10 protein-coding genes are annotated in these 9,819 nt (G+C 71.8%); 5 read left to right on the top strand and 5 right to left on the bottom strand.

Going from position 1 to position 9,819, the window contains the following annotated elements; translation table 11 throughout:
- The first annotated feature begins 54 nt into the window (after window positions 1–54).
- Window positions 55–756, top strand: a complete 702-nt coding sequence (locus tag ACFXOM_RS22060) for a PIG-L deacetylase family protein (protein WP_385038907.1) — start codon at window positions 55–57, stop codon at window positions 754–756.
- Between the two features lie 66 nt (window positions 757–822).
- Window positions 823–1,917: an NUDIX domain-containing protein gene (locus ACFXOM_RS22055; RefSeq protein ID WP_385038903.1), complete on the top strand. Its 1,095-nt coding sequence runs from the start codon at window positions 823–825 to the stop codon at window positions 1,915–1,917.
- A 459-nt stretch (window positions 1,918–2,376) separates the two neighbouring features.
- Here the strand turns inward: ACFXOM_RS22055 and ACFXOM_RS22050 are convergent, their stop codons facing one another.
- Together ACFXOM_RS22050 and ACFXOM_RS22045 are read right to left on the bottom strand one after the other, a co-directional pair.
- Window positions 2,377–2,796 (bottom strand): YkvA family protein, encoded by a 420-nt coding sequence (locus ACFXOM_RS22050; protein ID WP_385038900.1) that lies wholly within the window; start codon window positions 2,794–2,796, stop codon window positions 2,377–2,379.
- A 20-nt stretch (window positions 2,797–2,816) separates the two neighbouring features.
- On the bottom strand, window positions 2,817–3,431 hold the full coding sequence (locus ACFXOM_RS22045) for a Chromate resistance protein ChrB (RefSeq protein ID WP_385038897.1): 615 nt from the start codon (window positions 3,429–3,431) through the stop codon (window positions 2,817–2,819).
- A 124-nt stretch (window positions 3,432–3,555) separates the two neighbouring features.
- Here ACFXOM_RS22045 and ACFXOM_RS22040 point away from each other — a divergent pair, with 124 nt between their 5' ends.
- The gene (locus ACFXOM_RS22040; RefSeq protein WP_385038894.1) at window positions 3,556–4,263 is read left to right on the top strand and encodes a phosphatase PAP2 family protein; all 708 of its coding nucleotides are present in this window, start codon (window positions 3,556–3,558) and stop codon (window positions 4,261–4,263) included.
- Between the two features lie 287 nt (window positions 4,264–4,550).
- On the opposite strand, the gene ACFXOM_RS22035 is transcribed toward ACFXOM_RS22040, so the two are convergent.
- Complete coding sequence (locus ACFXOM_RS22035; protein ID WP_385038890.1) at window positions 4,551–5,432, bottom strand: VOC family protein; 882 nt, start codon at window positions 5,430–5,432, stop codon at window positions 4,551–4,553.
- A gap of 214 nt (window positions 5,433–5,646) precedes the next feature.
- Here ACFXOM_RS22035 and ACFXOM_RS22030 point away from each other — a divergent pair, with 214 nt between their 5' ends.
- The gene (locus ACFXOM_RS22030; RefSeq protein WP_384939342.1) at window positions 5,647–6,294 is read left to right on the top strand and encodes a TetR family transcriptional regulator; all 648 of its coding nucleotides are present in this window, start codon (window positions 5,647–5,649) and stop codon (window positions 6,292–6,294) included.
- 214 nt (window positions 6,295–6,508) lie between these two features.
- Here the strand turns inward: ACFXOM_RS22030 and ACFXOM_RS22025 are convergent, their stop codons facing one another.
- Both ACFXOM_RS22025 and ACFXOM_RS22020 read right to left on the bottom strand, forming a co-directional pair.
- Complete coding sequence (locus tag ACFXOM_RS22025; RefSeq protein WP_384939340.1) at window positions 6,509–6,985, bottom strand: nitroreductase family deazaflavin-dependent oxidoreductase; 477 nt, start codon at window positions 6,983–6,985, stop codon at window positions 6,509–6,511.
- Entirely contained in the window at window positions 6,985–8,214 is a 1,230-nt protein-coding gene (locus ACFXOM_RS22020; protein WP_384947437.1) for an acyl-CoA dehydrogenase family protein, read from the bottom strand. Before ACFXOM_RS22020 ends, ACFXOM_RS22025 begins: the two co-directional genes overlap by 1 nt.
- Before the next feature lie 387 nt (window positions 8,215–8,601).
- Here ACFXOM_RS22020 and ACFXOM_RS22015 point away from each other — a divergent pair, with 387 nt between their 5' ends.
- Window positions 8,602–9,783, top strand: a complete 1,182-nt coding sequence (locus ACFXOM_RS22015) for an acetyl-CoA acetyltransferase (protein ID WP_385038887.1) — start codon at window positions 8,602–8,604, stop codon at window positions 9,781–9,783.
- The last annotated feature ends 36 nt before the right edge of the window (window positions 9,784–9,819 follow it).

The following is a 9,819-nucleotide window of genomic DNA, read 5'->3' as shown; positions in this document are numbered from 1 at the left end:
AGCCCCGAGCGGTACCTGGACGAACTGCGGTCCAGCACCCCGCCCGCACGCCACATGCCGCACGTGGCCGCCTTCGGCCGGCCGGACGGAGTCGCGGCCGTCACCGCCACCTGGGCACCGGACAGCCGCCGAGCTCCCGAACTCGCCGACACTCTAGCCGTCTTGGGCGCTGATGTCCCCCGCCTGCTCGGCTACAACGACGCCCGCATCCCCGAGGCGGCCCCCGGCCGGCCCCGGCTCGTCGACGCCTCCCTCGACGAAGCAGTCGGCCGCCTCGTCGCCCACATCCGCGACTTCAAGCCCGATGTGGTCATCGGCCACGACGCGGTCGGCCAGCTGACCGGCCACCCCGACCACGTACGCACCCACCAGATCACCCTGCTCGCCGTCGAAGCGGCCGGCCTCGCCCACCTGCCTCCTGAAGCGGGACCGCCCTGGCATCTGGCCGCGCTGTACGCCGCCACGCACCCCGAGTCCAGCGTCAGCCTGCTCCGCCCGCTGCTCGAAGGGGTGGGCAAGGCCGTCCTTGCCGTACCGGACTCGTACGTGACCACCAGCGTCGACGTCACCCCTTGGGCCGACGTGAAGTGGGCGACGATCCTCGCGCACCGCGGCGAGGTCGCGCGCGAACTGCCCCTGCCCGGCATCCTCGCCCGCCTTCCCGAAGCCGACCGCAACCAGATCATCCAGACCGAGCACTTCACCCGCCTCACCCCCGGCCCCACGAATGGCAACCCATCCCAGCTGATCATCTGACACTCCGGCCCCGTGCCAGCCGCCCCCTTCACCGCCCACGAGCAAGCACTCACCGATCGGATTGCGATGACTACGACTGCTGCGCCCGACGAACGTCCCAGTGTGGCGATGAACGAGGCGGCGTATGGGGCGTTGCGCGCCTCGGCCGCCCTGTGGGCCGGAACCTCCGTGCTGATCACCAACCAGCGAGGGCAGGTCTTGCTCCAGCGCGTGACCTACCGGCCCTCCCGCCTGCTGCCCGGCGGCGCCGTCGACAAGGGCGAGTCCCCCGCCAAGGACGCTGCCCGCGAGCTGGAGGAGGAGCTCGGCGTCACGGCGACCGTCAACCGCGGGCTGGCTGTCGACTGGGGCTCCCCCGCCGGCCGCACAACGCCCCCCGCCATGAAGGTCCCCGGCGAGCTCCTGCACGTCTTCGACGGCGGCGTCTGGGACGAGGACCAGATCGCGGCGATCCGGCCCGCACCGGGCGAGATCGAGGCCGTCGAGTTCGTCGAACCCGCTGACCTGCCCGCTCTGATGTCTCCGGGCGACGCCCGCCGCGCCCTGTCCGCGCTCCGCGCCCGCATCAACGGCGCCGGACCCGCGTTCCTGGAGGACGGACTCCCGATCGCCCCCACCGTGCTTGACCGGGCCGGCGTCCTGCGTACCGACCGAGCCCGTCACCACTTCCCCTTCCATCCCCGTCCCGTCCCCGACGGCCTCACGGTCCGCCAGTCCTGGGCGTGGACCTTCGCCCCGGACGGGCGTGTCCTCGTCCTCCTCGAACCCGACACGGGCGCAGCCTGTCTGCCTGGTGGCACGCCCGAACCCCAGGACGAAGACGACCCCGTTGCCACCCTGATCCGTGAAGCAGCCGAAGAGGCCGCCGCCGATCTCGGCGAGCCCTTGCTCCTCGGGCACCTCACCGACCCCGACCAGCCGGCCGCTTGCGTCCGGTACGCCGCTCTCCTCACCGGTATCGGCCGCGTGTCGACCGACCCGGCCACCGGCCGTAGCTACACCCGGGTCCTGGCCACTCCGGAACAAGCCCTGGAACTCTTCGACTGGGGCCCACCTGCGGCAGAGCAGCTCGCCGCCGTCCACCAAGCCCGCGAGCACCTCGGTATCCCCCGCGCCTCGCGCCAGCCCTTCACCGAACTCACAGAGCCTTCCGCCTGGTAGCGCACCGCCCCCTCCACCACACCGACCTTCAATCGAGGATCCCCATGACCAGCGCATCGTCCCGCCACTCTGTACAACCCCGCCTCACAGAGGTTGGCAAAACCACACCCTGCACGGCGCTGACCGTCACTCCCGGTCCGGTTCAGTCGCCGGAGACTCGGACGGGCCAGTGCCTGTGCGGCCATATCCGCTACGAAGTGGTAGGCGACCCGGACGATCCGCACCTCTGTTCCTGCCGGCATGAAACGCGGATCTCCGGTGGGCCGGCCGTACTGTGGGTCGGCTTCCGCAAGGACGGGCTGAAGTGGACCGGCCCAGGCGGCGCACCAACCTGGTACTCGACATGGCCGACCCTGCACCGCGGGTTCTGCCCCCACTGCGTTATGCAAGCGGAACACGTGTCCAGGCACGTTGTGTCTCACGAGTGTGATGGCCGGGCTGACGTCAGCCCGCAGTTCGTCATAGTCCGTCTCGGCCGTGCTCCTGGAGTCCCGCGAGGGCGGCGAGGGCGGCGAAGCCGTCGTCGGTGCCGGGCCAGTGGGCGCGGACGGCGTCGATGCCAGCGCGACGTACTACGCCGCGGAGGGTGAAAGCGACGATGATCGCGTCGTCGGCATACCCGATGACCGGGAGGAAGTCGGGGATCAGGTCGAGCGGCATGGCCAGGTAGGCCATGAGCAGGGCGAGGCGGACACGCACACCGCGGGGCAGGGTGCGGTCGGCGGCCAGACGCTTGAGGAGCCGCAGAAGGTCGGGCAGCAGCCGGACGGCCTCGCCGAAGAGCTGGCCCTTGGGCCGGATCAGCAACAGGGTGATCAGCAAGGCGAGCCAACAGGCCAGGAGGCCGGCTCCGATGCTGACGAGGATCTGCCACCACATGGTTCTCGGTGTCCTTCGGATCAGTCGACGGCGCGCAGGCGTACGGCGGTCGGGAGCTGGGCGGTGTCGGTGGTGGGCTGGCCGGTCTGGGCGGCAAGGGCGGCGTCCTCGAACGCGGCGAGCGCGGCGCGGCACTGCTCAACGGCCTCGTGGGCGGCCACGGCGCCGGGGGCGTCGAAGTAGTCGCGGGCCTTGATCTTGGCGAGCCACTTGTCGAAACGTTCCAGGTCAGCCTCGGACTCCTCGACCTCGGCGTAGGTGGCGCGGCCGCGAGCGGTCTCCTGCTCCAGCTCGGCGAGCAGGGTGGGTGCGCGTTCGACGACCTCGGCGTACTCGGCGTCGCGTTCGGTGTTGAACTCGGCGACCAGCTGGGCGTACTCGGCATCGTCCTCGACCGCGACGGTGAGCAGGCGCGCGGTGCCGCCGTCCTCGCGGACCGAGGCGAGCAGGCGCTGGACCTGGCGGCGAACGCCGTCGCGGGCGGGGAGCAGGCATACCGACTGCTGAAGGTAGAGGGCGCCGAGCGATCGGAGCTTGCGCCAGGCCCGGACACGAGTGGCGGCGGGGGCTGCCGCGGTGCTGGCGGTGACCAGGAGGAACCGCTGACGAGTCGGCGCCTGTCCTTGCTGTGTCATGTTACGACCGTAACATTCCTGCGAAACGGTCAGGTCGGCCGGGCCGCTACAGTTCTGCCACCGTCCTGGCCGTCTGCGGCCAGGGCCGAGCCGTCCAGCCCTTTCGACCCCTTGGAGTTCCGCGTTGTCCCGAGCCGCCCTCCCGTCCCGTCTTCCTGATGCCCGCCGGATCGCGCAGGCGCTGCTCGCCGCTCTGGGGCTGCTGGTGATGCTGGCCGTGTTCGTCCAGGTCGCGGATCTGCTCGCCGACCGGCAGGCCGGGCTGATCGACAACACCGCGCTGAAGGAGGCCGTCGAGCACCGCAGCGGGCCGGCGACGTGGCTGATGGAGGCAGTCAGCACAGCGGCCGAGATCCCGCTCATGGTGGCCGCTGCCGTACTGGCGGCGGTGGTGGGCTGGCGTGAGCGGGGATGGCGGGCGCCGGTGGTGACCGGCGCGGCAGGCGCTCTCGCAGTGGGCCTGGCGACGCTGGTGAAGACGGTGGCTGGCCGGGCCCGGCCGCCCATGGCCACCCGGCTGGTCCAGGAGACCGGCTTCTCGTTCCCCTCCCGTCACACCACCGTCGCCACCGCTCTGCTGCTGGTCATGGCCTACCTGGTCGCCAGCCTCCTGCGTTCTCGCCTCGCCACGCTGCTGGTGTGGGTCGCGGCGGTCGGCCTGGCCGCCCTGGTCGCTTCGAGCCGCGTCTACCTGGGGGTGCACTGGGCCACCGACGTGACGGCGGGCTTCGCCCTGGGCGCCGGCGCGGCACTCACGGTGGTGATCGCTGACCTGGTGCGGCGGATGTGGGCGGGCTCGGCGGCCAGCCGTCGCCGAGGGGAAGCCGGATAGACCGTGCCCGAAGACTGGCAGTACGGCTGCTGGCGCGGCGACAAGCAGATCTGGCCCGTCATGCCTGTTCGAGAACAAGTGCTGCCCACCATCTCGTGAGCAGAGCCATAGTGCCGAGGGGACGGGGGAAGCAAGCCGACCGGACCCGAGGGAACTTGGGGGGTCCCGATTCCTCAAAAGGGCGAACGTTCCGCCCGTCTCATCCAGGACCTTGCCTCCCGGGGTGGCCCCCCCCCCCCCCCCCCACCGGACCCGGGACGAACACCGGGCGAACCGGCTCCGCACGCTCAGTCCGCGGCGCTCCCCGCGTCTGCCCCGGCCGTACTTCCGGACCGGGTCGCGGCCTCGGCTTCGGCTTCGGCTTCGGCCCTGTCCTCCGCCCCCGGATCGCCCTTCGGCTCCGCCAGAACCGCGAAGGCGGCCCCCTGGTTGTCGGTCAGGACCGCCATGCGCCCGTACGGGATGTCGAACGGCGGTGCCGTGACGCGGCCTCCGAGCCGGGTCACCGTTTCCACCGCGGCGTCGCAGTCCCCGACGGCGAAGTAGATGAGGAAGTGCCCGGGCATCTCCGCGGGGAAGGCCTCGGTGATCACACTGCGGCCGCCGATCGCGCTCTCCTCCCCCGGCTCCGTCCCCGCGGGCGACCACATCAGGTAGTCGACGGTGTCATCGGGGAGCGGGGTGCCCCGGAAGCCGAAGACCTCCTCGTAGAAGCGGTCGACGGACTCCTTCTCCCGCGTGTAGACCTCGGTCCAGCAGAACGACCCCGGCTGCCCCTGCACCGCGAATCCGGATCGCTCACCCGCCTGCCAGAGCCCGAAGACCGCGCCGCCGGGGTCCGCAGCCAGCGCCATGACGCCGGCGCGCCCAAACGGCACGGGGGCCATGATCACCTGCCCGCCGGCGTTCCTGATCTTGCGCGCCGTGGCGGTGATGTCGTCGCAGGAGAAATGGACGCCCCAGGTGGTGGGCATGCGGCCGTCCCGCTTGGGGGCGAGCGACGCGACGGGCTGCCCGTCGAGGAGTGCCTCGGCATGGTGGCCGTGGCCTTCGGCGGCTGCTTCGCGGTAGGTCCAGCCGAACAGCTCACCGTAGAAGCGCTTGCCGGCCTCGAGATCGGGCAGCTGCGCGTCCACCCAACACGGCATGCCTTCGGTGAATGCGGCCATCTCCTGACCCCTTCCTCATCACAGACGCACAGAAAGTGACGGCGGTCACAGTCAAGCGGAACGGCCGGCCCGCCGCACGCAGGGAGGGCTGTTCGTTGAGTTGTCCACCGAAGTTATCCACAGGCTGTTGATAACACTATTGCGCCATTCGAGGGAGCACCCCATTTGCAGTCGGCCAGATCGCGCGCCGATCACCCCTCGGTAAGCTGACGGCATGACAGGACAAGTACGCACCGTCGACGGCCGGGTTGCCGGCCGACGAGGCCAGGCGACGCGGCAGAAGCTGCTCGACTGCCTCAGCGAGATGCTCAGCACCTCGCCGTACCGGGACGTCAAGGTCATCGACGTGGCCCGCAGAGCGGGGACCTCACCCGCGACCTTCTACCAGTACTTCCCCGACGTCGAGGGCGCCGTCCTCGAGATCGCCGAGGAAATGGCCGCCGAGGGCGCCGTGTTGACGGAGCTCGTGGCGGACCGCTCCTGGGTCGGCAAGGCAGGCTGGCAGACCGCGGAACAACTCGTCGAGGGATTCCTCGACTTCTGGCGGAAGCACGACGCGATCCTGCGCGTCGTGGATCTCGGCGCCGCAGAGGGCGACAAGCGGTTCTACAAGATCCGCATGAAGATCCTGACCGCGGTGACCAACTCCCTGGCGGACGCCGTGAAGGAGCTGCAGTCCAAGGGCCGGGTCGACAAGGACGTGAGTCCCGCGGCCGTCGCGGGCTCCCTCGTCGCGATGCTCGCGTCGGTGGCGTCGCACCAGAAGGGCTTCCAGACCTGGGGCGTCAAACAGGCCGAACTACGGCCCAACCTGGCCCTGTTGGTCCACCTGGGCATCACCGGCAAGAAGCCCGTCAAGTAGGTGAGTCGCAGGCCGGGCGCGATCACGGGCGCGCCCATGCCTGGTCCTGTCACGCGTACTGCCGCGCCGGCGGACGGGTCACGAGGGTGGCCCTCCGTCGGCGCTCCCGTGCCGGCCCCGCACGACGTCCCCGGCTCGGGGCACCCCGCGCCCACGCACATCCCGGGCCCCCCGTGCCCCCGCGCTCACACACGCCGTCGGACGCCGGCGCCCCTCACTTCCTGCGCTCGAGTCGGAAGAGTCGTATCTCCCGATCCACCCTCGCCTGGTACGCCGCGTACGGCGGCCAGAAGGTCAGCACCGCCTGCCAGGCCGCTTGCCGCTCGGTCCCGCCGAGGAGCCGTGCACGCACGGGGACGTCGCTCCCCCGCCAGCTGATCTCCGCCTCGGGGTGCTTCAGCAGGTTCCCCGTCCACGCCGGATGCCCCGGTCTGCCGAAGTTCGAACCAACCAGGATCCACGTACCGGTCCGTTCCTCCGCCATGCAGGCGAGCGGGGTGCGGCGCGGCAGCCCGGACCTCGCGCCGCGGGAGATGAGGACGACCCCCGGCAGCATCCTGGCGCTGAGCAGGACCCTCCCCCCGGTGAGACGGTGGACCGCGCGGTCCACGGCCGGGACGACGTACGGGGCCACCTTCGCGAACGTGCGGGTCGAGGACACCTTCTGGACCAGCCGGAGGACCGGGGACATCAGACGCCCGCCGCCTCTCTACCGCCGGGCGCGAAGAGCCCCGCCGCCTCCGCGGCGTGCGCCCTCAGCCGGTGCACCGGCCCGAACAGCAGCTCGTCGGATGCCGCGCGCTTGAAGTAGTGGTGCGCCGGGTGCTCCCAGGTGAAACCGATGCCGCCGTGCAGTTGGATGGCCCCGCCGGTGACGGCGCGGAGCGACTCGAGGCACTGGGCGAGGGCCAGACCGCCCGCCCCCGGGTCCCAGGCCGCGTAGTAGGCGGCCGAGCGGGCCGTCTGGACGTGGACGTACAGATCGGCGAGGCGGTGCTTGACCGCCTGGAAGGCGCCGACCGGACGTCCGAACTGCTCACGGATGCGGACGTGTTCGACGGTGAGGCGCAGGGCTGCGGCAGCCGCACCGGCAGCTTCGGCGGCGAGTAGCGCGGCGACCGTGCGGCCGGTGGTCGAGAGTGCGGCGCTGGTTGCGGTGGCAGGGCCGTCGGTCGCGTCGCCCCCTCCGAGCAACTCCGCTCGGGTGTCGCGCAGTTCGATCCGCGCCTGGGGACGGGTCTCGTCGAGCGCGGTCCAGCGCATGCGTCGCAGACCGGTCGCGTTCGCCGGGCGGACCAGGAAGAGCAGGGTGCGGCTGCGCGCGAATCCGCCCGTGTGGGCGGCGACGACGAGCAGCCCGGCGCTGTGGCCGTCCAGGACCTGTCCGGCCTCCCCGTACAACAGCCACTCGCCGCCGTCTGCGGGCCTGGCCTGGATGCCCCCGGCCCTGCCACCGCCGGCCCATGCACCGCCCGCGCGGTCACCGGTGAGGGCGAGCGCGGTGGCGAGGCCGCCGCCCGCGACGGCGAGGGTCGCGGTGAGCGAGCCGTCGGCGAGGCGCGGCAGGAGGTCCGATCGTTGCCCCTCGGTGCCGAGCGCTCCGATGAGCGGCGCGGCGAGCCCGGCCGTCGCGAACAGCGGCAGTGGTACGAGCGCCCGCCCGGCCTCCTCGCAGGCGAGCGCCAGCTCGAGGACGCCGCCCCCGGCGCCGCCGTAGGCTTCGGGCAGGGCGAGTCCCGGCAATCCGAGCTGCCGGGACAACTGCCTCCAGAGCGCCCGGTCGTAGCCCGGATCGTCGGGTCCGGGTGGGGCGGGGCCGTCCGCACCGCCTTGCGGTGGCCCCGGTGTCGCCGCCCGGGACAGCAGGGTGCGCAGGGTGCGCCGGATCTCGGTCTGCTCCGGTGTGAAGGCGGCGTCCATCGGCTCCCCTCCAGTTTCTGACGGAGCGTCATGCTAAGTCGGGGCGGACGAGATGCCCAGGCCCCGCCCCCGTCCAATCCGCCGCGCACACCGCGACCACAGCCACGGCGACGCGGAACCCGGGTGGGGCGGCCGCCGGACGCGGGGAACCCGCCGGCACGAAGGCGGCGGCGGGCCGGCGGTCACGGACCAGCGCGACCAGGGGAACGTCGGCACGACACCCCAAGGGGCGAAGGCCCTACGGACGGAGCCGCAGTTGCCCTGCACGGACAGCGCCACGCTCGAACCCCGGGATCACCCAGTGGTCGGCCGTGAGCCCTTCGGGCACCACCCGGCGACGGAACCGCCCCCTCTCCCGGCGCAGCTTTCTGATGTACCGTCAGATACATGGCCACCACCGTGCGCGGCCCCCGCAAGGTCGCCGTCGTCGGCACAGCCCTCTCGGACTGCGGTCGGATCGAGGGACCCACCCCCTACGCCCTGCACGCCCAGGCCGCGCGCCGCGCCCTCGCCGACTCGGGGCTGGACCGGTCCGTGGTCGACGGGTTCGCCTCCGCAGGACTCGGCACGCTCGCACCCGCCGAGGTCGCCGAATACCTGGGCCTCAGGCCGCGATGGGTGGACTCCACCGCCGTCGGCGGCGCGACCTGGGAGGTGATGGCCGCGCACGCCTCGGACGCCATCGCCGCGGGTCACGCCAACGCCGTGCTGCTGGCCTACGGATCGACCGCCCGTTCCGACGTCCGGGCCGGCCGCCGCACCTCCAACCTGTCCTTCGGGGCCCGCGGGCCGCTGCAGTTCGAAGTCCCCTACGGACACACGCTGGTCGCCAAGTACGCGATGGCGGCCCGCCGCCACATGCACGAGTACGGCACGACGGCGGAGCAGCTCGCCGAAGTCGCCGTCCAGGCGCGCGCCAACGCATCGCGCAATCCGGACGCGATGTTCCGCGATCCGATCACCGTGGACGAGGTCCTGGCCGGACCGCTGATCGCGGATCCGTTCACCAAGCTGCACTGCTGCATCCGCAGCGACGGTGGCTGCGCCGTGCTGCTCGCGGCCGAGGAGTACGTACGGGACACGGCGAAGCCCCCGGTGTGGGTCCTCGGGACGGGCGAGCACGTCTCGCACAGCACGATGTCGGAGTGGGAGGACTTCACGGTCTCCCCCGCCGCCGTCTCGGGCCGGCTCGCGTTCAAGCGGGCCGGCGTCCGCCCGCAGGACATCGACATCGCGGAGGTCTACGACGCCTTCACGTACATGACGCTCGTGACGCTGGAGGACCTGGGCTTCTGCGCGAAGGGTGAGGGCGGGGCGTTCGTGGAGAAGGGACGCCTCCAACTGGACGGGGCCTTCCCGGTGAACACCGACGGCGGTGGGCTCTCCGCCTGCCATCCGGGGATGCGCGGGTTGTTCCTGCTGGTCGAGGCCGCCCGGCAGTTGAGGGGGGAGGCGGGCGGCCACCAGGTGTTCCGGAGGGACGGCAGCCCGCCCGAGCTGGCCGTGGCCTCGGGCACGGGCGGCTGGTTCTGCTCGGCGGGGACGGTGGTGCTCGGCAGGAACCACTGAAAGCCGCACCACCCACGGATTTAAACAAACGTCATA

Source organism: Streptomyces sp. NPDC059169 (assembly GCF_042755225.1).
GTDB lineage: Bacteria > Actinomycetota > Actinomycetes > Streptomycetales > Streptomycetaceae > Streptomyces.
This window is presented reverse-complemented; position numbering and strand designations above follow the sequence as displayed.

What these genes read in the sequence shown, in the direction of transcription:
- ACFXOM_RS22060 (WP_385038907.1), top strand. Translation starts at nt 55, where the DNA reads ATGCCGCACGTGGCCGCCTTCGGCCGGCCGGACGGAGTCGCGGCCGTC.
- ACFXOM_RS22055 (WP_385038903.1), top strand. Translation starts at nt 823, where the DNA reads ATGACTACGACTGCTGCGCCCGACGAACGTCCCAGTGTGGCGATGAAC.
- ACFXOM_RS22050 (WP_385038900.1), bottom strand. Translation starts at nt 2,796, where the DNA reads ATGTGGTGGCAGATCCTCGTCAGCATCGGAGCCGGCCTCCTGGCCTGT.
- ACFXOM_RS22045 (WP_385038897.1), bottom strand. Translation starts at nt 3,431, where the DNA reads ATGACACAGCAAGGACAGGCGCCGACTCGTCAGCGGTTCCTCCTGGTC.
- ACFXOM_RS22035 (WP_385038890.1), bottom strand. Translation starts at nt 5,432, where the DNA reads ATGGCCGCATTCACCGAAGGCATGCCGTGTTGGGTGGACGCGCAGCTG.
- ACFXOM_RS22030 (WP_384939342.1), top strand. Translation starts at nt 5,647, where the DNA reads ATGACAGGACAAGTACGCACCGTCGACGGCCGGGTTGCCGGCCGACGA.
- ACFXOM_RS22025 (WP_384939340.1), bottom strand. Translation starts at nt 6,985, where the DNA reads ATGTCCCCGGTCCTCCGGCTGGTCCAGAAGGTGTCCTCGACCCGCACG.
- ACFXOM_RS22020 (WP_384947437.1), bottom strand. Translation starts at nt 8,214, where the DNA reads ATGGACGCCGCCTTCACACCGGAGCAGACCGAGATCCGGCGCACCCTG.
- ACFXOM_RS22015 (WP_385038887.1), top strand. Translation starts at nt 8,602, where the DNA reads ATGGCCACCACCGTGCGCGGCCCCCGCAAGGTCGCCGTCGTCGGCACA.